At 68.6% G+C, this 22916-nt stretch carries 20 protein-coding genes; 17 read left to right on the forward strand and 3 right to left on the reverse strand.

Annotated features, from left to right (window positions below; all coding sequences use genetic code 11):
• Nucleotides 1–41: 41 nt before the first annotated feature.
• Nucleotides 42–2294, forward strand: a complete 2253-nt coding sequence (locus ACIQLD_RS02080) for a RelA/SpoT family protein (RefSeq protein ID WP_402604447.1) — start codon at nt 42–44, stop codon at nt 2292–2294.
• On the opposite strand, the gene ACIQLD_RS02085 is transcribed toward ACIQLD_RS02080, so the two are convergent.
• Together ACIQLD_RS02085 and ACIQLD_RS02090 are read right to left on the reverse strand one after the other, a co-directional pair.
• Nucleotides 2281–2832 (reverse strand): type IV toxin-antitoxin system AbiEi family antitoxin, encoded by a 552-nt coding sequence (locus tag ACIQLD_RS02085; protein ID WP_402604450.1) that lies wholly within the window; start codon nt 2830–2832, stop codon nt 2281–2283. The two genes, ACIQLD_RS02080 and ACIQLD_RS02085, sit on opposite strands and share 14 nt — an antisense overlap.
• Nucleotides 2833–2895: 63 nt before the next feature.
• The gene (locus ACIQLD_RS02090; protein WP_402604453.1) at nt 2896–4248 is read right to left on the reverse strand and encodes a DUF349 domain-containing protein; all 1353 of its coding nucleotides are present in this window, start codon (nt 4246–4248) and stop codon (nt 2896–2898) included.
• Between the two features lie 214 nt (nt 4249–4462).
• Between ACIQLD_RS02090 and ACIQLD_RS02095 the strand changes: the two genes are divergently transcribed.
• Both ACIQLD_RS02095 and ACIQLD_RS02100 read left to right on the forward strand, forming a co-directional pair.
• Complete coding sequence (locus ACIQLD_RS02095) at nt 4463–6361, forward strand: NAD(P)/FAD-dependent oxidoreductase (protein WP_402604456.1); 1899 nt, start codon at nt 4463–4465, stop codon at nt 6359–6361.
• A complete protein-coding gene (locus tag ACIQLD_RS02100; RefSeq protein ID WP_402604459.1) occupies nt 6358–7116 on the forward strand; it encodes a winged helix-turn-helix domain-containing protein in 759 nt (252 codons plus the stop codon). The genes ACIQLD_RS02095 and ACIQLD_RS02100 overlap by 4 nt, the downstream gene beginning before the upstream one ends.
• A 35-nt stretch (nt 7117–7151) precedes the next feature.
• Here the strand turns inward: ACIQLD_RS02100 and ACIQLD_RS02105 are convergent, their stop codons facing one another.
• Nucleotides 7152–7454: a hypothetical protein gene (locus ACIQLD_RS02105; RefSeq protein ID WP_402604461.1), complete on the reverse strand. Its 303-nt coding sequence runs from the start codon at nt 7452–7454 to the stop codon at nt 7152–7154.
• 101 nt (nt 7455–7555) lie between these two features.
• Between ACIQLD_RS02105 and ACIQLD_RS02110 the strand changes: the two genes are divergently transcribed.
• From ACIQLD_RS02110 to ACIQLD_RS02175, 14 genes are all read left to right on the forward strand, one after another.
• On the forward strand, nt 7556–8914 hold the full coding sequence (locus tag ACIQLD_RS02110; protein ID WP_402604462.1) for a replication-associated recombination protein A: 1359 nt from the start codon (nt 7556–7558) through the stop codon (nt 8912–8914).
• 182 nt (nt 8915–9096) lie between these two features.
• Nucleotides 9097–9726: a 30S ribosomal protein S4 gene (rpsD, locus tag ACIQLD_RS02115; protein WP_017830546.1), complete on the forward strand. Its 630-nt coding sequence runs from the start codon at nt 9097–9099 to the stop codon at nt 9724–9726.
• A 111-nt stretch (nt 9727–9837) separates the two neighbouring features.
• Nucleotides 9838–10026: a hypothetical protein gene (locus tag ACIQLD_RS02120; protein ID WP_017202147.1), complete on the forward strand. Its 189-nt coding sequence runs from the start codon at nt 9838–9840 to the stop codon at nt 10024–10026.
• A 56-nt stretch (nt 10027–10082) separates the two neighbouring features.
• Nucleotides 10083–12743: an alanine--tRNA ligase gene (alaS, locus tag ACIQLD_RS02125; RefSeq protein ID WP_402604465.1), complete on the forward strand. Its 2661-nt coding sequence runs from the start codon at nt 10083–10085 to the stop codon at nt 12741–12743.
• Nucleotides 12740–13213, forward strand: a complete 474-nt coding sequence (gene ruvX / locus ACIQLD_RS02130; protein ID WP_402604467.1) for a Holliday junction resolvase RuvX — start codon at nt 12740–12742, stop codon at nt 13211–13213. Before alaS ends, ruvX begins: the two co-directional genes overlap by 4 nt.
• Nucleotides 13214–13215: 2 nt before the next feature.
• A complete protein-coding gene (mltG, locus tag ACIQLD_RS02135) occupies nt 13216–14730 on the forward strand; it encodes an endolytic transglycosylase MltG (protein WP_402604469.1) in 1515 nt (504 codons plus the stop codon).
• Nucleotides 14731–14734: 4 nt separating this feature from the next.
• Nucleotides 14735–15547: a shikimate dehydrogenase gene (locus ACIQLD_RS02140; RefSeq protein ID WP_402604471.1), complete on the forward strand. Its 813-nt coding sequence runs from the start codon at nt 14735–14737 to the stop codon at nt 15545–15547.
• Nucleotides 15548–15611: 64 nt separating this feature from the next.
• Nucleotides 15612–16841, forward strand: a complete 1230-nt coding sequence (gene aroC / locus ACIQLD_RS02145; protein WP_021200623.1) for a chorismate synthase — start codon at nt 15612–15614, stop codon at nt 16839–16841.
• Nucleotides 16825–17343: a shikimate kinase gene (locus ACIQLD_RS02150; protein WP_402604474.1), complete on the forward strand. Its 519-nt coding sequence runs from the start codon at nt 16825–16827 to the stop codon at nt 17341–17343. The genes aroC and ACIQLD_RS02150 overlap by 17 nt, the downstream gene beginning before the upstream one ends.
• Complete coding sequence (gene aroB / locus ACIQLD_RS02155; protein WP_402604476.1) at nt 17340–18428, forward strand: 3-dehydroquinate synthase; 1089 nt, start codon at nt 17340–17342, stop codon at nt 18426–18428. Before ACIQLD_RS02150 ends, aroB begins: the two co-directional genes overlap by 4 nt.
• The gene (gene aroQ / locus ACIQLD_RS02160) at nt 18425–18862 is read left to right on the forward strand and encodes a type II 3-dehydroquinate dehydratase (protein ID WP_402604478.1); all 438 of its coding nucleotides are present in this window, start codon (nt 18425–18427) and stop codon (nt 18860–18862) included. The genes aroB and aroQ overlap by 4 nt, the downstream gene beginning before the upstream one ends.
• A 55-nt stretch (nt 18863–18917) precedes the next feature.
• Nucleotides 18918–19478: an elongation factor P gene (gene efp / locus ACIQLD_RS02165; protein WP_021200619.1), complete on the forward strand. Its 561-nt coding sequence runs from the start codon at nt 18918–18920 to the stop codon at nt 19476–19478.
• A 3-nt stretch (nt 19479–19481) separates the two neighbouring features.
• On the forward strand, nt 19482–19892 hold the full coding sequence (gene nusB, locus ACIQLD_RS02170; RefSeq protein ID WP_402604481.1) for a transcription antitermination factor NusB: 411 nt from the start codon (nt 19482–19484) through the stop codon (nt 19890–19892).
• A 47-nt stretch (nt 19893–19939) separates the two neighbouring features.
• A complete protein-coding gene (locus tag ACIQLD_RS02175) occupies nt 19940–22900 on the forward strand; it encodes a DEAD/DEAH box helicase (RefSeq protein WP_402604483.1) in 2961 nt (986 codons plus the stop codon).
• Nucleotides 22901–22916 lie beyond the last annotated feature (16 nt).

Here is a 22916-nt window from a genome sequence, read left to right on the forward strand (position 1 = left end):
CGTCCAGCACGCGTAGGATGAACTGATCGGGAGGTGAGTTGATGGCGGAACCGCAGACGTCATCGCAGGGTTCGAGTCTGCGACGACTGGTTCCCCGCATTTTCTCCCGCGCCTCGAGGATCAACGACCTCGACAATCTGATCCGCACCGTGCGTGCCAACCATCCCAAGGGCGACTTCTCGGTCATCGAGAGGGCCTATGCGGTGGCCAAGGAGAAGCACGAGGGGCAGAAGCGACAGAGCGGTGAGCCTTACATCACGCACCCGCTCGCCGTGGCGCAGATCCTCGCGGAGCTCGGACTCGGTCCGCGGGCGATCGCGGCCGCACTGCTGCACGACACGGTCGAGGACACGGGCTATGCCCTGACGGATCTCACCGCCGAGTTCGGCGACGAGGTCGCGATGCTCGTCGACGGCGTCACCAAGCTCGACAAGGTCAAGTACGGCGAGAGCGCTCAGGCCGAGACCGTGCGCAAGATGATCGTCGCGATGTCGAAGGACATCCGGGTGCTGCTGATCAAGCTCGCCGACCGCCTGCACAACGCGCGCACGTGGGGATTCGTCCCGCCGGAGAAGGCGGCGAAGAAGGCCAAGGAGACTCTGGAGATCTACGCCCCGTTGGCTAACCGCCTCGGAATCCAGGCGATCAAGTCGGAGCTCGAGGATCTCTCCTTCGCGGTGCTGCACCCCAAGATCTACAACGAGATCCACAGCCTCATCGCGCAGCGCACCCCGCAGCGCGAGAAGTATCTGAACCAGGTCGTCGAGGAGATCGACGAAGACCTGCGCGACCTCCGCATCCGCGGCAAGGTCGTCGGGCGACCGAAGCAGCTCTATTCGGTGTACCAGAAGATGGTCATCCGCGGTCGTGAGTTCGACGACATCTACGACCTCATCGGCATCCGCGTCCTGGTCGCCTCGGTTCGCGACTGCTACGCGGTGCTCGGCGCCATCCACGCGCGCTGGACCCCGCTGCCTGGCCGTTTCAAGGACTACATCGCGACCCCGAAGTTCAACCTCTACCAGTCGCTGCACACCACGGTGATCGGCCCGGCCGGCCGCACGGTCGAGATCCAGATCCGCACTCACGAGATGCACCAGCAGGCCGAGTACGGCGTGGCCGCGCACTGGATGTACAAGGAGCGGATGAACGGCGGCGGCAAGACCGAGGTCCGCGCCTCCGACACCGACATGGCCTGGCTCGCGCACATCTCGGACTGGCAGGCCGAGACCGCCGATCCCGGCGAGTTCCTCGAATCGCTTCGGTTCGAGATCGGCGCGAAGGAGGTCTACGTCTTCACGCCGAAGGGTCGCGTGATCGGACTCCCGTCCGGAGCGACACCGGTGGACTTCGCGTATGCCGTGCACACCGAGATCGGCCACCGCACGATGGGGGCCAAGGTGAACGGACGCCTGGTTCCCTTGGAGTCCGAGCTCAAGAGCGGCGACGTGGTCGAGGTCTTCACCTCGAAGAACCCCGACGCCGGTCCCAGCCAGGACTGGCTCGGCTTCGTCGCGAGCACACGCGCCCGCAACAAGATCCGCGGGTGGTTCACGAAGGAGCGCCGCGAAGAGGCGATCGAGCAGGGCAAGGAGGCCATCGCCCGCGCGATGCGTCGGCAGAACCTGCCGCTTCAGCGACTGATGAGCCATGACTCGTTCACCGAGGTGGCGCGGGGCATGCACTACGAAGACGTCTCGGCGCTCTATGCCGCAGTCGGTGAAGGACACGTGTCCACGCAGTCGGTGCTCGAGAAGGTCACCGCTCTCGTCGCGGCGAACGACCCGACAACCGGTGCCATCGATCTTCCCGGCAGCGTACAGACGCGCGAGCCGCGTTCGGGTGACTCCGGTGTGCTCGTCCGCGGCGCCAACGACATCCTCGTGAAGCTGGCGAAGTGCTGTACCCCGGTCCCCGGTGACCAGATCGTCGGATTCGTGACTCGCGGCAGCGGCGTCTCTGTGCATCGGGCGGACTGCGTGAACGTGAAGGCCCTGGGGGCCGAGCAGGACCGGTTCGTCGAGGTGTCGTGGGCCCCGACCACCAAGAGCGTGTTCCGCGTGCAGATCCAGGTCGAGGCGTTGGACCGCTCCGGGTTGCTCTCCGACGTCACCCGAGTGCTGAGCGAGCACCACGTCAACATCCTGTCGGCCACGGTCACGACGACCGACGAGCGCCTGGCTCTGAGCCGATTCGTGTTCGAGATGGGCGACGCCGTGCACCTGGACCGTGTGCTCAACGCGGTACGCCGGATCGACGCCGTGTACGACGTCTATCGCGTCACCTCGTCCTGAGGGCCAGCCTTTCGAGCACGGCCGATCCCGCTCTGCTCCCCGGAACGCGGCTCATGGCCCGCAATGCCTCGGCTGCAGCGTTCGGGGTTTCCGGGAAGACGAGGGCGAGCCGATCCATCCAGGTCAGCATCCGTGGGTCGCGATGCAGCGCGGTCGCGAGGTCCAGCATCGTCCGCACGGGATCAGACACCCGGATTCCGCCGATCAGTTGAACGTCGGACGCCGGGACCACGGTGTCGTGGAACACGAGCCGTGAGCTGGTGACCGCGCGGATCCGCCTCTCCACGCAGCGCCGCACATGATGCACGGCGGGCGGGGCATCGCCGGCCCCGTGGATCCAGGCGGCTGTCGGGCCGGAGGCGGCGGTTCCCGGCTGCACGAGCGACGCCACCGCGCCGGCCCTGACATCCGGCCCTTCGACGAGGTCGGCCGGGACGTAGGCGTCGCCCACCTCGACCACGTGGCCGTCGATCCGCGCCGCGCTGAGTTCCGACAGGCTCAACCGGTCGCCGGGGACATACAGGAAGGCGGGGTGCATCACGTCAGTCTGACGTAGTGCACCCCGCCTCTTCAGGGTCAGAAGCGACCTGTGGAGAACGGATCAGCTTCCGAGGGCGCTGAGCCATGCACGGCGTGCCTCGAGGGCATCCGCTGCCGCCTTGGCGGCCTTCTTGTCGCCCGACTTCTCTGCCGCGGCGACCTCGGCCTCGAGCTTCTCGATGGCCTCGAGCAACTGCGAGCTCATGTCGTTCGCGCGTGCCTTGGTCTCGGGGTTGTTCTTCTTCCAGTCCACGTCTTCGCGGCCCTTGAGGCCCTGCTCGATGGCACGGAGCTTGTCATCGAGCGCACGCTCCTTCTCCCGGGGGAAGATGCGACCGATCTCGTCCCACTGCCGCTGAATACGGGTGAGGAGAGCACGAGCACGCTTGATGTTGGACTCATCGGCCACGGCCTTCGCCTCTTCGAGGAGTGCCTCGCGGGCTTCGATCTTCGGGGCGGAATCCGCTTCCTCGGCGGCAGCCTGCTCGGCGCGGGCAGCGTAGAGAGCGTCGCCGGCAGCCTTGAAACGCGCCCAGAGAGCGTCGTCGGCCTTGCGTCCGGCGCGGCCAGATGCCTTCCACTCGTCGAGCAGGTTGCGGTAGGCGGGAATCCCGTCCGTGCCACGCGGGGCCAGTGCCTCGGCGCGTTCGACCAGACGGGTCTTCGCGTCGCGGGCGACCTTGTGCGCATCGTCGAGCTCGGAGTAGAAGGCGCGGCGCTGCTTGTCGACGACGGCTCGTGCGTCACGGAATCGCTTCCAGAGCTGCTGCGAGATGCCCTTCGACAGGCGAGGTCCGCTCTGCTGCTGTGCCTGCCACGCGTCGAACAATTCGCCGAGTTCGGCCGTGACCTGCTTCCACTGCACCTTGCTGAGGTCGCGGGCGGCGATGGCCTCGGCGCGTTCGACGAGAACCGTGCGTTCGGCGATCGCCTTGTCGACCAGCTCCTTGGCCTGCTGCGCCTCCTGCTCGGTCGCCTCCGAGAGGGACGAGGTCAGGGCATTGAGCCGATCGCGCAGGCCGGCGAGGTCACCGACGGCGGCGGCATCGGTCGCTTCGTCCATCAGATGAGAGGCCTGCTTGGCGAGATCGCTCGCCGACGCTCCGCCGGCCTGATGACGCTGCTCGAGAGCATGCACCTTGAAGGCGATGTCATCGAACTTGCGGACGAAGTAGGCGAGGGCCTCGTCGGGGGTGCCGTCGGGGTACTGGCCGACGACGCGCCAGGCATCGCCCTCCTTGACCTCGACGGTGCCGTCTTCGGACACGCGACCCCATTCCGCGGATGTCGAAGACGCCGCGGGCACCGGGGCGACGGGCGCGACGGCGGCCGGTGTCGGCGCCTTTCGCGGCATCGGCACGGCAGGGGGGCCGGGGACGGGGGGAGTCGGCTTCGTGGGCTCGTTGGCAGACACGTGATTCTCCTTGCGCGGTCGGGCCGCGGGAGGCGGAAAGGACGAGGCTCAGCCTAGTACGCCGGAGCACCGCGGGTGAGGTCGCGACGACACCGGTGATCGTTACCGTTCTGTGAGGAGAACTTTCGACGGAGGACACATTCCTCGTCATCTCCGGGAAACACGATCCTCCTATCGTCGCGAGCACGACAGTCTTCCGGTCGACAGGAGCAGCATGAAGGACAGCACATCCCCGCCGAGCGAGATCCTGGTCGTCGGAGCGGGGATGGCGGCGCACCGGTTCGTCGAGCGCCTGCTCCGCGACCCCGGCGCGGAGGTGCGCGTCACGGTCATCGGCGATGAGGGGGACGGTCCGTACGACCGATCCGCCCTCGTCGGTCTCCTCACGGGTATCGACGGGGCGCAGCTCCAACTCGACCGATCCGTCTTCCGTGACGACCGCGTGCGGCTGATCCGCGATGATCGTGTGCTGCACGTCGACCCGTCTGCGCGCACGGCCCGAACCCGCTCCCGGCGCACGTATTCCTACGACACGCTGGTGCTCGCGACGGGCTCGTTCGCGGCGCGTGTCGCGGTGTCGGGGGCTCGCCTCCCCGGGTGCTTCGTCCTGCGCACGATCGAGGACGCGGAATCCGTGCGCGAGTTCGTGGATTCCCGCTCGCGTGCCCTCGGACGTCCGCTGCGAGGTGTCGTCATCGGTGGTGGTCTGCACGGTATCGAGACCGCCGTGGCGCTTCACGACGCGGGAGTCGCCACGACGATCGTGCAGTACGCGGATCGCCTCCTTCCCGCGCTGCTGGATGGATCCGGGGCCGACATCCTGCGGGCCGCGCTCGAAGAACGGGGCATCGCCGTGCGCACCCGGACCCGGGCGACGCGGCTGGATCCGGACGACTCGGGTGCCGTGACGGCGCTCGAGTTCCAGGACGGCAGCTTCCAACGCGCCGACGTCGTGGTGTTCACCGTCGGTGTGCGCCCTCGGGATGAACTCGCGCGCAATGCCGGGCTCGACGTGCATCCGCGGGGAGGGATCGTCATCGATGAACGCTGCGCGACATCGGATCCGCACATCCTCGCGATCGGTGAGGCAGCCTGCTTCGACGGACGCTGCGTCGATGCCGCCGCTCCTGCGCAGGCCACGGCTGACGTGGCGGCGGCGCGGCTGCTCGGGGGAGCAGAGCTCTTCCCGGGGCATGGCGGCGACGCACACCACACCATCGCGGGTATCGATCTCGCGAGCTTCGGCGAGCACTCGCCGGGCGGTGCCGACGCCGTCGAGGTCGTCACGCATCGCTCCCGCGGCGCGGGTGTCTACCGCAAGCTCGTGCTCACCGACGACGCGCAGACGCTCCTCGGCGGGGTTCTCGTGGGCGATACGACCGGTCATGCCGCTCTTCGACGGCTCGTCGGAGGTCTGTCGCCCGGAGAGCTCGCCGCCGAGCTGCGCAGGGCGGCACCCGACCGCGACGACTCCGGCGCGGTCTGCGTGCACATGGGCATGTCGCCCCAGGAGCTCTCGGCGGCGCTCCGCGCGGACGAACTGTTCACCTTCAGCGCGGTCGGCGTGCGCTTCGGCCGCGAGTCGGGATGCGAGCGCTGCACATCGGCCGTGGCACGCGCACTCACGGAGCTCGCGACGGAGCGCTCTCCGAGCTCCGTTCGCACCAGGCGCGGCGGGATGGACGGGAGCGATGCACGCCAGGATCGCGCCCGATCGGACGGGCCCCGCGTGCTGGTGTCGTCGGCGACGGGGGTGGACCTCACTCCGGTGCAGCTCATCGACATCGGGCACCTTGCGCAGGATCTGGGCCTGACGTTGCGGATCGTCGGTTCCCGGATCGAACTGCTGGGGGTGTCTCGAGACCAGCGCACGGCGCTGCGTGACAGGCTCACGGCAGCGGGGCTCGCCGGCGCCGCCCCGCTGGCGCACGGAGGACAACGGTTCTGCGAGGAACCGCCGCGGCGAACGGACGAGCAGGTGTCGGCCGACCCGAGTTCATACGAGGAGCCGCATCACGGTCGCGGTGAGCCCCTCGCGATCGGCTGGGCAGGGCGGGGCCGGAACGCCGGTCCGCTGCGGAGCTCACCGATCCGTGCGGAGAGCCCCGCATGAGCACCGGGCGTTCGGGGGCACGCCCGGTGCTCGCAGGATGCAGGATCATCGTCTCCGAGGTGAGAGCGGCGGGCGCATCCCTCGCCACGAACCATGCGGCCGGCGTGGATGAGCTCGGCCGTGCACTCGGCGCTGCAGGAGCTGACGTGATGCGCGTCTCCGCATCCCGCTCGATGGCCCCTGCTCCGGCGGTGATGCGCCGGGCGGTGCATCGCGCGGGTTCCGGGGGCGCCGACGCCGTGCTCTTCGCCTCGTCCTCCGTGTCGTGGATCGAGGCCGCGGCGAGCACGGGGGCGCTCGAGGCCATCCGCCGCCGAGCCGACGCGGACCGGTTCCTCCTCATCGCGAAAGACGAGGAAGAGGTGCGCCGACTTCAGGGAGTGCGCCTCCCCGCGCGGCTCGTCGAGCCGGAAGCGCCGACGGGATTGGCCGGCTGCGTCGTCGCGCACTACGGAAGCGGTCGCGGATCCCTCCTCACCGACGCCGGAAGCCTCCAGGTGCGCAGCGGAGGTGTCGTGCTGGACGGGCGCTTCCTTCCCCTGTCCCGTGGCGCGGTCGGCTTGATCGAGGCTCTGTTCCTCGCCCGCGGACGAGTGCTCTCGCGGGGAGAGCTCGGTCAGGAGCTCCCCGGCGGCGAGCGCAGCGGTCGTGCGGTCGAGGTGGCCGTCGCCCGGTTGCGGGAGTCGTTGGGCGGAATCGACCTGATCCAGACCGTCGTCAAGCGGGGCTATCGCCTGGCCGTCTCAGAACCGTGAGCCGAGAGGATCGGCGATCGGGGCCGCACCGGCGGTCACTCTGCCGGTGCATCCGAGGGGACGGGGGCCGGCGTCTCCGCAGGCGTCTCGGTCGGCGCGGTGGACGGCTCGACCGAGGGCGTGGGCGTGGGCTCCGGCTCGGGAGCGGTGACCTGGGCGTGCACGACCTGGCTGCAGATAGCTGCGACGACGATGATGCTGCCGACGACGGCGGCGATCGTGTTGTCGCGGACACGACGGCGGATCTGCCCTTCGTGCCACTGGGTGCGTGCGGTGTGCAGTCGTGCGCGCTCCGCCGATGTGCGCGCTTGTGCGTTCTTGGAACCGCGTGCGGCCATGCCCTGGTCTCCCATCCGAACGCCGCTCCACGACGTCGCCTGAGAGCCTACCCGGATGCGGAGTTCACCGAAGTGTCGGGGGCCGCCGTTAGCCTGGAGGGATGACGTCTCCTGCTGCGCTGCTCTCCGGGCAGACGCCCCTCGCCGTGCGCATGCGCCCGGTGTCTCTCGCCGAGGTCGCGGGCCAGCGTCATCTGCTGCGCGCTGGCTCGCCGATCGTCGCACTCGCCGATCCCGAGGCGACCGCTCCCGGCGCCGTGTCGATCATCCTGTGGGGACCACCGGGAACCGGGAAGACCACGCTCGCGCAGGCCATCGCGCGCTCGTCCGGGCGTCGCTTCGTCGAGCTCTCCGCCATCACGGCCGGAGTGAAGGATGTGCGTGAGGTCATGCAGGAGGCCGTCACGCAGCGAGACCTGTACGGGCAGACGACGATCCTCTTCCTCGATGAGATCCACCGCTTCACGAAGGCGCAGCAGGATGCCCTTCTGCCCGGTGTGGAGAACGGCTGGGTGATCCTGATCGCCGCGACGACGGAGAACCCATCGTTCTCCGTGATCTCGCCTCTCCTCTCGCGCTCGCTGCTGCTGACGCTGCAACCTCTCACCGACGACGACATCGGGATGCTCGTCGATCGAGCGGTCACCGATGCCCGCGGTCTGAACGGAACCGTCGCCCTCAGCGCCGAGGCCAGGTCGGCCCTGGTCCGGCTGGCCTCGGGCGACGCGCGGCGAGCCCTCACCGGGTTGGAGGCAGGAGCCGCGGTGGCGCTGTCCCACGCGACGGCCGCCGATGCGGACGACGCGTCGGATGACGCGTCGGCGCCCGAGGTGTCTGCCGACGACATCTCCCAGGCGGTCGACAAGGCCCTGCTGCGCTACGACCGCCAGGGTGACGAGCACTACGACGTCATCAGCGCGTTCATCAAGTCGATCAGGGGATCCGACCCGGATGCCGCGCTGCACTATCTCGCCCGCATGATCGAGGCGGGGGAGGACCCGCGCTTCATCGCCAGGCGCCTGGTGATCTCGGCTTCGGAAGATGTCGGACTCGCCGACCCGCAGGCACTCGTCATCGCTGTCGCCGCGGCGGACGCCGTGGCGTTCATCGGTATGCCGGAAGGGCGCATCCCCCTCGCGGAAGCGACCGTCTACCTGGCGACCACCGCCAAATCCAACGCGGCCTATGTGGGGATCGACGCGGCGATCGCCGACATCCGCGCCGGCGGTTTCGGCCGCGTGCCGCTGCACCTGCGAGATGCGCACTACCCGGGTGCCAAGCGCCTCGGTCACGGCCGCGGCTACGTCTACTCGCACGACAGCGAGTTCGGCATCGTCGCTCAGCAGTACCTGCCGGACGAACTCGACGGGCGGCACTACTACGAACCGAAGAACCTCGGTGCGGAGCGCGACATCGGTGCGCGCCTCGAGCGCATCCGTCGCATCCTCGGCGACCGCTGACCCCGTCGATCCGGCGGGGAGAAGCGATCTGTTAGACTTGAGCGGCTCGAAACCGAGTTTTCGGGCATCTCCTCGTTCACACCCCACCTTGCTGGCGCCCCGGCGTGCGCTCCAAGGCAGAACGCGGACGATACGTCCGTGAGTCGTGAAAGACGCGACCACGTCATCGGAAGGACAACTTCGTGACCACGAAGTCCCAGGACCGCCGCAAGGTGCGTCTCAGCCGCGCTCTCGGCGTCGCTCTCACCCCGAAGGCCGCCCGCTACCTCGAGAAGCGTCCCTACGCTCCGGGCGAGCACGGCCGCACCAAGCGCAAGGCAGACAGCGACTACGCTGTCCGTCTGCGTGAGAAGCAGCGTCTTCGCGAGCAGTACGGCATCCGCGAGAAGCAGATGCGCAACACCTTCAACGAGGCTCGTCGTCAGGACGGCCTGACCGGTGAGAACCTGGTCGAGCTGCTCGAGATGCGTCTCGACGCTCTCGTCGTGCGTTCGGGCTTCGCCCGCACCACCGCGCAGGCTCGCCAGCTCGTCGTGCACCGTCACATCCTGGTCGACGGCCAGCTCGTCGACCGCCCGTCGTTCCGTGTGAAGCCGGGTCAGCTCATCCACGTCAAGGCCAAGAGCGAGGGCACCGAGCCCTTCCAGGTGGCAGCAGCCGGCGGTCACGCCGAGGTTCTGCCCCCCGTTCCGGGCTACCTCGAGGTCGAGCTCGACAAGCTCCAGTCGCGTCTGGTTCGTCGTCCGAAGCGCGCCGAGGTCCCCGTGACCTGTGAAGTGCAGCTCGTCGTCGAGTACTACGCGGCTCGCTGATCCAGCGAGAGCGCAATCAGGCAGGAGGCGTCGGGATTCCCGACGCCTCTTGTCGTTTCCGCATACGATGGTGACACCGCGCCTTCGCGGGTCAAGGGCAAGGATGACGACATGAAGAACGTGCTGTGGTTCCTGATCGGTGTGATCGGCGGCTTCGTCGCGGCTCACTTCATGAACAAGGACCCGCGCGGTCACGACATCCTCGCCGAGGTCGATGCCCGGATCAACGGGTTCACCGCGATCCTCGGCGACGCCTACCGCGAGCAGGAGGCACGGCTCACGGAGCCGGGCGACAACTGAACCACCGCAGCAGCGCTCCGGCGCGGCATCTTCACGCAAGGACACCCGGCACCCCTATGAAAACTGCGGAGATCGCGCAGCGTTACCTCGACTTCTTCGAGAAGAACGACCACCTCATCGTCCCTTCGGCCTCGCTGGTCAGCGACGACCCGTCCCTGTTGTTCACGGTCGCCGGAATGGTGCCCATGATCCCGTACCTGACCGGCGTCGTCCCGGCTCCGCATCCGCGCATCGCCGACGTGCAGAAGTGCATCCGCACCAACGACATCGAAGAGGTCGGCCGCACAGCCCGTCACGGCACGTTCTTCCAGATGCTGGGCAACTGGTCGTTCGGCGACTACTTCAAGGAAGGCGCGATCCGCTACGCCTGGGAGCTGCTGACGAGTTCCGAGTCCGACGGCGGTCTCGGCTTCGACGAGAAGGACCTGTGGGTCACCGTCTACGAGACCGACGACGAGGCCGAGGCGATCTGGCGCGACATCATCGGGCTCAAGCCGGAGCGCATCCAGCGCCTGGGTCGTGCGGACAACTACTGGAACACCGGGCAGCCCGGCCCCGGCGGTCCCGACTCGGAGATCTTCTTCGATCGCGGCCCCGCCTACGGCAAGGACGGCGGTCCCGCCGTCGACGACTCGCGGTTCCTGGAGATCTGGAACCTCGTGTTCATGCAGGACTTCATCGAGAACATCCGCGGCAAGACCGAGTTCGACATCGTGGGCGAGCTCCCGATGAAGAACATCGACACAGGCATGGGGCTCGAGCGCGTCGCGTTCCTCAAGCAGGGCGTCGAGAACATGTACGAGTCGGATCAGGTGCGTCCGGTGCTGGACCGCGCGGTCGAGCTCTCCGGACGGCCCTACGGCGTGCAGCACGAGGACGACGTGCGGTTCCGTGTCGTCGCCGACCACGTGCGCTCATCCCTCATGCTCCTCTCCGACGGGGTGCGTCCGTCCAACGAGGGACGCGGGTACATCCTGCGTCGTCTGATGCGACGCACGGTGCGTTCGATGCGCCTGCTCGGCGTCGATGAGCCGGTGTTCCCCGAGTTGTTCGCCGCATCGCGCGATGTGATGAAGACGACATATCCGGAACTCGAGAGGGACTGGTCGGTGCTCTCTGCATCGGCGTTCGCCGAGGAGGAGACGTTCCGTCGTACCCTCGTCGCGGGGTCGACGATCCTCGATCTGGCATTGGATGAGACCAGGAAGGGTGGCGGGAAGACCCTGAGCGGTCCCGAGGCGTTCCTGCTGCACGACACCTATGGCTTCCCGATCGACCTCACGCTCGAGGTCGCCGAGGAGGCGGGGCTCGATGTCGACCGTGCCGCTTTCGACACGCTCATGCAGGAGCAGCGTCAGCGTGCCAAGGACGATGCCCGCAACCGCAAGCGTCAGCTCGCCGACGTCTCGGTCTATCGCGAGCTGCGTGCCCTGGGCGAGACCGGCTTCGACGGCTACACGGCACTCGAGGTCGAGTCCCGCGTGCTCGGGCTCCTGGTGGACGGCGTGCCCGTGCGCAGCGCTGCCGAGGGCCAGATCGCCGAGGTCGTGCTCGCTGAGACGACTCTGTATGCGGAGTCGGGTGGACAGGTGGCCGACAAGGGAACGATCGTGGGCCCGGGCTACGTGCTCGAGGTGCTCGACGTGCAGAAGCCCGTTCCCGGGCTGATCAGCCACACCGTCGAGGTCACGCGCGGAAGCGTCGCCGTCGACGACATCGCGACCACGGTGGTGGACGCGGCGAACCGCCGTGCCGCCCGCCAGGCCCACTCCGCCACCCACCTCGTGCACGCGGCGCTCCGCGACACGCTCGGTCCGACCGCCACCCAGGCGGGCTCGTTGAACCGCGCCGGCTACATGCGCTTCGACTTCGCCTGGTCGCAGGCGCTGTCGACGGACACACGCAGCGAGATCGAGGAGATCACGAACCGCGCCGTGCAGGACGCCCTGGAGGTGACCACGCGCATCGTCTCGCTCGACGAGGCGAAAGAAGCCGGGGCCATGGCGCTGTTCGGTGAGAAGTACGGTGATGTCGTGCGCATGGTCGACATCGGCGGCCCCTGGTCGCGTGAACTCTGTGCAGGCACGCACGTCAGCACGAGCGCAGAGATCGGTCTGGTGAGCCTGGTCGGAGAGTCTTCCGTCGGAGCCTCCAATCGCCGCATCGAAGCACTCGTCGGTGCCGACGCCTTCCGTGAGCTCGCGGCCGAGCGGGCGATCGTCTCGCAGCTGACCAGTTCCCTGAAGACACCCCGCGAGCAGCTTCCGGATCGGATCGCCGACCTCACCGCGAGCCTGAAGGCCGCGGAGAAGCGCATCGCCCAGTTCGAGGCGAAGGAGCGGGCCGGTCAGGTTCCGGCCATCGTCGAGGCTGCGACGCGCGTCGGCGCGTTCCGTCTGGCCGCGCTGAACCTCGGTGAGGTCGCATCCGCAGACGACGTGCGCGATCTCGTGAACGGCGTGCGCGATCGGCTCGGCTCCGATGCGGCCGTCGTGGCGTTGGGCGCCGTGGTCAACGGGCGTCCTGTCGTGGTGGTGGCGACCAATGACGCCGCGCGATCCGCTGGTGCGAAGGCCGGTGCGCTGGCCAAGCGTGCCGCCGGTGTGCTCGGTGGTGGCGGCGGTGGGCGTGACGACGTCGCGCAGGGCGGTGGAGCGGACGCCGCGGCCCTTCCTGCGGCGCTCGAGGCCATCTCACAGGAGTTGCACGCCGCGTGAGCGGCTTTCGCCGCGGTGTGCGGCTCGGCATCGACGTCGGCAGGGCGAGAGTCGGAGTCGCACGCTGCGATCCCGACGGAATGCTCGCCGTCCCGGTCGAGACGGTTCCTCGGGACGATGGATCGATCGACAGGCTCGTGCAGATCGCGAAGGAGTACGACCCGTTGGAGTTCGTGGTCGGTCTCCCGGTGAACATGCAGGGTGCGGACACGGCGTCGACGACGGATGCGCGGGAATTCGCCGCAGCTCTGCAGGTGCGCAGCGGGATCCCCGTGCGGCTCGTGGACGAGCGCCTCAGCACCGTGAGCGCGCACGCCGCTTTGCGCAGTTCCGGGAGATCTCAGAAGAAGTCTCGTAGCATTGTGGATCAGGTCGCCGCCGTGGTGCTTCTGCAGCAGGCGATCGACATGGAGAAGAGCACCGGAAACCCGGCCGGTGCCACCATCTCGCCTGACGAGGAGCACGCCTGACGATGTCTGACCGCGACAGCGCCACACCCCGGCACGATCCCGATTCCCGCCTGGGCGACCTGTTCGAGAATCTTCCCGACCCGACGCGGCAGATCCCTGCCGTCGACAACAGTGCCCCGGCGCCCGGCTCTCGTCGCGCCGCCCGTGAGGCGGCGGCCGAAGCGGGAACTGCGACGTCTGCGCCTGGAACGGCCAGCACGCCGGCCGAGCCGTCGCCCGTTCCGGTGCGCGCATCGGCGGACGAAGCCGTGACCCCGGACACGGCGCCACCGTCGCCGACGCCGGTGCGCACATCCGCCGATGCTGCGCAGACGCCGACCCGCGCGATGCCCCAGGTGGTGCCGACGGCCGCGACGCCGGCGGCGACCGACACGCCCGAACCGGTGATCGGGGGCGGGCTCGACGATCTGTTCGTGCCGCACGACGAGCATGTCGCGGCCAAGCCGAAGAAGAAGCGTCGCAAGGGATGCCTGATCGCGCTGATCATCGTGCTCGCCGTCCTCGGCGGGATCGCTGCGGGTGGCGCGTGGGCGTGGAACACGTATGGCGACAAGATCAGCGATGCCATGGGCTGGGGAGAGTCGAAGGATTGGGAGCCCGGCCTCGCGAACGGTGAAGCCCTCGTCACGATCAAGCAGGGTGACACCGGGGGACCGGTGTCGACGGCGCTCTATGAAGCCGGCGTCACCAAGACCGAAGACGTGTTCTACGACTACATCGTCGACGAGAACCTCGCCGTCACGTTCTATCCGGGCGTGTACCGCTTGCAGAAGAAGATGACGGCAGAGGCCGCCCTCGCCGCGCTCAAGGACGATGCCAACAAGATGGCCAATGCCGTCTCGGTCTCTGAGGGCGGGACGATCGTGTCCTCGCTGCCCGGCATGGCCGAGACTCTCGGACTTCCGCTCGCCGACTTCGAGGCTGCGGTCCAGGATCCGTCGGCTTACGGCGTGGACGCGCCGAGTCTGGAGGGCTGGCTGTTCCCCGCGGTGTACGAGTTCGATCCCGGGGTCACCGCGCCGCAGGTCATCCAGCGCATGGTCGACCGCACGCGCGAGTCGCTCGATGCGGCCGGCGTACCGGCAGCCGACGCCGAGCGGATCCTCACGATCGCCTCGATCATCCAGCGCGAGGGACGCCTCGACGACTTCGCGAAGGTGTCGAGGGTCATCCAGAACCGTCTCGACATCGACATGAAGCTGCAGATGGACTCGACCGCCCAGTACGGGTACGGGTCGTTGCACGAGGGCGTCGTGTCGAGCTCGAAGGAAGCGCTCGAGGACGACAACGACTGGAACACCTACGTGCGCACCGGCCTGCCGGCGACACCGATCGCCAGCCCGAGCGACGCGGCCATCAAGGCGGCGATGGAACCGGCCGACGGACCGTGGCTGTACTTCGTCACGATCAACCTGGCTACGGGAGAGACGCAGTTCTCGGAGACGATGGCCGAGCACGAGCAGGGCATCGAGAAATGGCGCGAGTGGTGCCGGGCGAACCCCGAAGGCGGCTGCTGAGACGGTGACGCGCTCACGATTGGCGGTCTGGGGCGATCCGATCGCGCACTCCAAGTCGCCCGACCTGCATGCCGCCGCGTATCGCGCGCTCGGACTGGACTGGGAGTACGGACGGCGCCGGGTGTCCGCTGCCGACTTCGCGCCGACGCTCGCTGAGCTCGACCGCACGTGGCGAGGGCTCTCGCTCACGATGCCCTTGAAGGAAGAGGCATTCCGCGCGTCTGCGACGCGGGATCGTCATGCGCAGTTGACCGGAGCGGTCAACACGCTGCTGTTCCGAGAAGAGCCCGCCGGGTTCAACACCGACGTCGGGGGGATCGTCGACGCCCTCGCCGAGGCGGACGTCACCGAGGTCGATCACGTGCGGATCCTCGGTGCCGGTGCCACCGCGGCATCGGCCCTCGTCGCCGCCTCCGAGATCGGCGCCGCGCGCGTCGACATGCGCGCTCGGCGCGCTGGTTCTGCCGCCGCACTGGTCGATCTCGGGGAACAGCTCGGCATCGCCGTGGAAGTGCTCACCTTCGACGCGCCCGCTCCGGCCGTCGACCTGACCGTGGCCACGCTGCCCAGCGGCACGGCTCTGCCCGCGGAGATCGCCGCGGCACTGGCCGCGAGCGGCGGGGCGCTCTTCGATGCCGCCTATGCCCCGTGGCCTTCCGCTCTCGCGGCCACCTGGGGTGACGGGCCCGCGGTCTCCGGGCTCGGCATGCTGCTGCACCAGGCGGTGCGTCAGATCCGCATCTTCCGTCTCGGCGATCCGGCCGTCGAGCTGCCCGATGAGGAGGCGGTGATCGCCGCGATGCGCGCCGCTCTCTGATCCGGACGGATCGGACAGCGAAACGCGGCGCGGCGGGGGTCCGAACCCGTGGGAGACTGGAGCAATGCTCCGCGTGCTCACGGCCGGCGAATCGCACGGCCCAGAACTCATCGCCGTCATGGAGGGTCTGCCCTCCGGCGTCCCTGTGTCCTCCGAGGCCATCCAGGCCGACCTCGCTCGGCGCAAGCTGGGCTACGGCCGCGGCTCGCGGATGAAGTTCGAGCAGGATGAACTGACGATCTCCGGTGGCGTGCGTCACGGCCGGAGCCTCGGCAGCCCGATCGCCCTGCGCATCGGCAACACCGAGTGGCCGAAGTGGATCGAGGTCATGAACCCCGAGCCTGTCGAACTCACGGACAAGTCCCGCGGACGCAGTGCTCCACTCACGCGTCCGCGTCCTGGGCATGCCGACCTCGTGGGCATGCAGAAGTACGACTTCGACGAGGCGCGTCCGATCCTCGAGCGTGCGAGCGCCCGCGAGACGGCCGCGCGTGTGGCACTCGGTGCCATCGCGCGTTCGTTCCTCGGTGAGTTGGGCATCCGCCTCGTCAGTCACACCCTCTCGATCGGACCGGTGCGCGTGCCCGAGGGCTCTGCGCTGCCGACACCGGATGACGTCGAGGCGCTCGACGCCGATCCGCTCCGGTGCTTCGACGCCGCGACCTCCGCGCTGATGGTGGCCGAGGTCGACGACGCCAAGAAGGACGGCGACACGCTCGGCGGCATCGTCGAGGTGCTCGCGTACGGGCTGCCACCAGGACTCGGCTCCCACGTGCACTGGGACCGACGCCTCGACGCGCGTCTCGCTCAGGCACTCATGAGCATCCAGGCGATCAAGGGCGTCGAGGTCGGTGACGGATTCGAGACCACACGTCGTCGCGGTTCGGCCGCGCACGACGAGCTCTTCGCGACCGCTGACGGCATCACGCGCGGCTCCGACCGTGCCGGTGGCACCGAGGGCGGCATGTCGACCGGCACCGTTCTGCGGGTCCGCGCCGGGATGAAGCCGATCGCCACGGTGCCGCACGCGCTGCGGACGATCGACATCGCGACTGGAGACGACGCCACCGCCCACCATCAGCGCTCCGATGTGTGCGCCGTACCGGCTGCCGGAGTGGTCGCCGAGGCGATGGTCGCGGTCGAGCTCGCGAACGCCGTGCTGGAGAAGTTCGGCGGCGACAGCATCCGTGAGACGCGTCGGAACCTCGACGGGTACCTGGCGGGCATCCCGGCCGAACTGCGCACGACCCCTGCGTCCGAGGCGGCGCTCATCGCGCATGACGAGCGCGGCTGATCCGCTGACGCTGGTGCTGGTCGGCCCGATGGCCGCCGGCAAGACCAGCGTCGGCAGACGCGTCGCCCGACGGCTCGGTGTGGCTTTCATCGACACCGACAAGCGCATAGTGGCGGCCCACGGCCCGATCCCCGGCATCTTCGAGGAGCACGGTGAGGCGCACTTCCGCACTCTCGAACGGGCTGCGGTGGCTGAGGCCCTCGCCGAGGGCGGGGTGATCTCGCTCGGCGGAGGCGCGGTGACGGAAGCGGCGACACGAGACCTGCTCGCGGAGCATCCTGTCGTGTTCCTGACGGTGAGCCCGGACGCGGTCGCCGACCGGCTCCGCGGCAGCAGCCGTCCGCTGCTGGCGGGGGAGGACCCCCTGGAGCGCTGGAAGAAGATCTTCGAGGAGCGTCGGGGGTGGTATGCCGAGGTGTCATCGGCGACCTTCGACACCTCACGTCGTCCGATGCAGAAGATCGCGGACGAGATCGTGGCATGGAGGAGAGAGCAGCGATGAGCACGACGACCATCAACGTCACCGGGAACGACGCCTACGACATCACGATCGGACGGGGGATCCTCGAACGGGTCTCCGCCGCTCTGGCTCCGGGGGTGCGCAAGATCCTGGTCGTGCACCCGCCGACACTCGCCGCGCGTGCAGCGGAGTTGCGCGACCGTCTGCTCGCCGACACGTCGGAGGGGCCGCGCGAGGTGCTGCTCGCCGAGATCCCGGATGCGGAGCAGGGCAAGCGCATCGAGGTCGCGGCCTTCTGCTGGCAGGTCATGGGACAGGCCGACTTCACGCGCAGCGACGCCGTCATCGGCTACGGTGGCGGCTCGGTCACCGACCTCGCCGGCTTCGTCGCGGCGACGTGGCTGCGCGGCGTCCAGCTCATCCAGGTGCCGACCACCGTCCTCGGCCTCGTCGATGCGGCGGTCGGCGGCAAGACGGGGGTGAACACCGCGGAGGGCAAGAACCTCGTCGGCGCGTTCTGGGCCCCGAGCGCCGTCGTCGGCGACCTCGACGAGCTCGCAAGTCTCAGCCCGAACGAGGCGACCGCCGGTTTCGCCGAGGTCGTGAAGGCCGGGTTCATCTGGGCACCGGAGATCCTCGACATCGTCGAGGCGGATCCCGCCCGTGCCGTTGATCCCACGACGGAAGAGTTCCGGCGTGCCATCGAACTCGCGATCGACATGAAGGCCAAGGTCGTCTCCGACGACTTCCGCGAGGCGGGTCTGCGCGAGATCCTGAATTACGGCCACACCCTCGGGCACGCGATCGAGCACGCGGAGCGATACCGGTGGCGTCACGGCGCCGCGATCTCGGTCGGCATGCTGTACGCGGCCGAACTCTCGCGACTCGCCGGCCGCCTGTCCGACGCGGCGGCCGAGCGCCATCGCACGATCCTCGAGTCGCTGGGGCTCCCCACTTCGTACCGTGCCGGCGCCTGGCCGCAGTTGCTCGCCACGATGCAGCGTGACAAGAAGAGCCGCGGCGGCATGCTGCGCTTCATCCTCCTCGACGACATCGCGAAGCCGACGGTGCTGCAGGCCCCGGACGAATCCCTGATGTTCGCCGCCTACCAGGAGGTCGGCGCATGAGTCGGCGGATGCTGCTGGTGAACGGACCGAACCTCAACCTCCTCGGCACGCGCGAGCCGGAGGTGTACGGCACCGCGACGCTCGCCGACGTGGAGCGGATCACCGCCGATGCCGCCGCAGCACAGGGGTTCGAGGTGCGCGCGGTGCAGAGCAACCACGAGGGGGTCCTGATCGACGCGATCCACGCCGCTCGTGAGGACTGCGCCGCCATCGTGATCAACCCCGGCGGACTCACGCACACGTCCGTGGTGCTGCGTGACGCCCTCACCGGAGTCTCGCTGCCGTTCGCCGAGGTGCACATCTCCGACGTGTACGCCCGGGAGGAGTTCCGGCACCACTCGTACCTCGACGACGTCGCAGCCGTGCGTGTCGTCGGGCGCGGTGTCGACGGCTACGCGGACGCCGTGCGGCAGCTCGCAGCACTCATCCCTTAGAATCGACTGTCGGTCTCGTCCGACCCCGCAGACTCACGAACGGAACTCGCAGCGCATGGCATCTACCGCAGACATCAAGAACGGCGTCGTCCTCAGCATCGACGGGCAGCTCTGGAGCGTCATCGAGTTCCAGCACGTCAAGCCCGGCAAGGGTGGCGCCTTCGTGCGCACCAAGCTGAAGAACGTCGTGTCGGGCAAGGTCGTCGACCGCACGTACAACGCCGGCGCGAAGATCGAGATCGAGAACGTCGACCGCCGCGACTACACCTACCTGTACACCGATGGCGACGGCTACGTCTTCATGGACCAGACCGACTTCGACCAGATCACGGTCGGCGCCGCCACGGTCGGCGACGCGAAGAACTTCCTGCTCGAGAACCAGGCCGTCACGATCGCCCTGAACAACGGCAACCCGCTCTACATCGACCTCCCGGCATCGGTTGTCCTCGAGATCACCTACACCGAGCCCGGCCTGCAGGGCGACCGCTCGTCGGCCGGCACCAAGCCCGCCACGCTCGAGACCGGCTACGAGATCCAGGTGCCGCTCTTCGTCGAGGCCGGCACCAAGGTCAAGGTCGACACCCGCACGGGTGACTACCTCGGCCGCGAGAAGTAAGGCGTGAGCGCCCGGACGAAGGCGCGCAAGCGCGCTCTCGACATCCTCTTCTCCGCCGACGTGCGCGGGGACGACCTCGCCGTGACCCTGGCCGCCGAGGCCAAGCGCGCCGCGAGCGAGCCCGCCCGCGAGGCCTCCTGGCTCTATGCGCGCGAGATCGTCGACGGCATCATCGACTCGCGCGACGAGATCGACGAGCAGATCACGACCCACAGCCGCGACTGGAAGCTGGAGCGGATGCCTGCGGTGGACCGGGCACTGCTCCGGATCGGCGTGTGGGAGATCGTGTACAACGACGAGATCCCGACGGCCGTCGCGATCGATGAAGCCGTCGAGCTCGCGAAGGAGTTCTCGACCGATGACTCCGGCGCGTTCGTGCACGGCGTCCTCGCACGGGTCGCCCGCGCCGCCTGATCCGTCCGACAGGGGGCACTGTCGGAGGTGTCGGAGAGGATGGCGGCATGTCCTTCTCCCGTGACCCTTCCCGCGCGGAAGGCGCATCGGGTGCCGACTGGCGGCGCATGCTCGGCTCCGCACAAGGCGATGCCGAGACGCCGCTGGCGCTCGGCATCGAACTCCGGCTGCGCGACGGTCGCGGTGCGAATCCGTGGGCCTCTCGCCCGCAGCGCACGGCGACCCCACGTGACGTCGGCACGCGCTCGGGAGAGATCCTCCTCGGCATCCGTCCGCTCGAGAAGAGCGCAGCGACCGGCGGATGGGTGCTGGGAACGGCGACGTGGGACGCGGTGCGACGGTCTCCGACGCAGTACGGACGCGATCGCTCGCGGTGGTTCGCTGATCTGCTCAGCATCGCTCGCGACACGCTGCTCTCCGGCACAGCCGGCGACTGGCTGGTCGCAGACCTGATCGAATCCGGCCTCTTCTGGGGACACCTGCGTGCGGCCGCCGACGTCGGCATTCCCCTCATCGCGACCCAGAAGAGCACGACGGTGGTGCTCGCCGACCACGCCGAGATCCGGGCGACCATCGGACGTGACGACGGGGGCGGGCTCCTCGTGCGCCCCGACATCACGATCGACGGCCGTGCGGCAGACCCCGCGGACGTGCAGACGATCGGTCACAGCGGTCTGTACGAGGTCACGCAACGCGGCACGAGATTGCGCGTGACGCTCGCCGAGGTGCCGCTCGGCGCCCCGGTGCACGCGCTCCTCGGCGCCGGGTCGGGGGTGGAAGTACCCGTACGCGACGAAGCCGCATTCTTCCGCGACGCCTACCCGCTGCTGGCCCGCCGGATCGAGGTGCATCCGGTCGGTCGCCTCGAACTGCCGGAGCTTCCGGCACCCCGACCGGTGCTCGAACTGTCGTTCCTGCGCGGCGACACGGTCACGTACACCTTCGAGTGGGACTATCGCGGGTTCGGTCGCATCCCGTTTCCTCCCGGGGGAGATGCCGTGCGCGACGCGGTGGCCGAGGACGTGCTCCGGGGCGCGCTCCAGGCCGTCTGGACGGAGCAGCTCGGCGAGGAGCTCACCCCGACGGGCTCGTTTCACGACGTCGCCGCTGCGGAGTTCGTCACCCGCACGGTGCCGGCGCTCGAAGCCGAGGGCGTCACGGTCTCCGTGTCGGGCCGTCGCAAGAGCTACCACGAGCTCACGGGGGAGCCGGAGATCACGGTCTCCACCGTCGAGAGCAGCGACCCCGACTGGTTCGACCTCGGCGTCCTGGTCAAGATCGACGGACGCACCATCCCGTTCGAACCGCTGTTCACAGCGCTCAGCAAGGGACGCAAGAAGCTTCTCCTCGTCGACGGCAGCTACTTCTCGCTGAACCATCGAGCGCTCGATCGACTTCGGGAGCTGATCGACGAATCCGGCGAGCTCGACGAATGGGAGACCGGTCCGCGGATCAGTCGCTACCAGACCGACCTCTGGGAGGAGTTCGAAGACCTCGCCGACGAAGCGGTTCCGGCCGTCGCCTGGCGCGCAACCGCCGATGGGCTCCGCCGCGCCACCTCGGTGCCGGCGATCCCGGTCCCGGCGGGGATCACGGCCGACCTCCGCCCGTACCAGAAGGACGGCCTGGACTGGCTCGCCTTCCTCTGGAGCCATCGCTTGGGCGGCATCCTCGCCGACGACATGGGACTCGGCAAGACGCTGCAGCTTCTGAGCCTGATCGTGCATGCCCGGGAAGCGGGGGAGCGTCGTCCTTTCCTCGCGGTGGTCCCGACATCGGTGCTGGCCACCTGGCGCAGCGAGGCCGAACGCTTCGCTCCCGCGCTCCGCGTGATGCTCCGGGGGAGCACCCAGGGTCCACCGCTCGCGGGCAGCGTCCGCGACGTCGATCTCGTCATCACCACCTATGCCGTCGCGCGCCTGAACGAGAGCGAGTACTCCTCCGTCGAGTGGGCGGGGCTCATCCTCGACGAGGCGCAGTTCGTGAAGAACCCGGCGACCAAGTTGCATCGTGCCGTCGCCTCGTTCCGTGCGGACGCGACCTTCGCCGTCACCGGAACGCCGATGGAGAACAGCCTGAGCGAGCTGTGGGCGCTGCTGAAGCTCACCGCCCCCGGCCTGTTCGCGTCGGCGCGGAAGTTCCGCGAACAGTACATCCAGCCGATCGAGCAGGGAAAGGTCCCGGAGAACGAGGAGGGCGGCGCCTATCGGCAGCGACGCCTCGAGCAGCTGCGTCGGCGGATCCGCCCGCTGCTGCTGCGCCGCACCAAAGAACTCGTGGCCCCCGACCTGCCATCGAAGCAGGAGCAGATCCTCGAGGTGGAGCTCAGCTCGTCCCACCGTGCCCTGTACGAGATCGTCCTGCAGCGTGAACGGCAGAAGGTGCTCGGGCTGCTGGAAGACCTCGATCGCAACCGTTTCATCGTGTTCCGGTCGCTCACGCTGATGCGCATGCTCAGCCTGGCCCCTGGGCTCATCGACCCTGAAGACGCGAAGATCGGTTCGCGCAAGCTCGATGTGCTGCTCGAGCGCGTGATCGAGCTGCAGGCAGAGGGCCACAGGGCGCTCGTGTTCAGCCAGTTCACGTCATTCCTCGACCTGGCAGCAGCGCGCCTCGACGCCGCAGGCATTCCGTACGCGCACCTCGACGGCTCGACGCGCCATCGGCAGAAGGTCGTCGAGGGGTTCACTTCGGGGGAGCAGCCCGTGTTCCTCATCAGTCTGAAGGCCGGCGGCTTCGGTCTCACGCTGACCGAGGCAGACTATGTGTTCCTCCTCGATCCGTGGTGGAACCCGGCTGCGGAAGCGCAGGCCGTCGACCGCACGCATCGCATCGGTCAAGACAGTCAGGTGTTCGTGTACCGCATGATCTCCACCGGCACGATCGAGGAGAAGGTGCTCGATCTGCAGCGCCGCAAGGCCCGGCTGTTCACCGCCGTGCTGGATGACGAGGCGCTGTTCGCGCAGTCGCTCTCCGCCGACGACATCCGCGGGCTGTTCGAGACCTGACCGGAATACTCACGGC

It is taken from the genome of Microbacterium sp. NPDC091662 (assembly GCF_044756705.1).
In the GTDB taxonomy this organism is placed as follows: Bacteria; Actinomycetota; Actinomycetes; order Actinomycetales; family Microbacteriaceae; genus Microbacterium.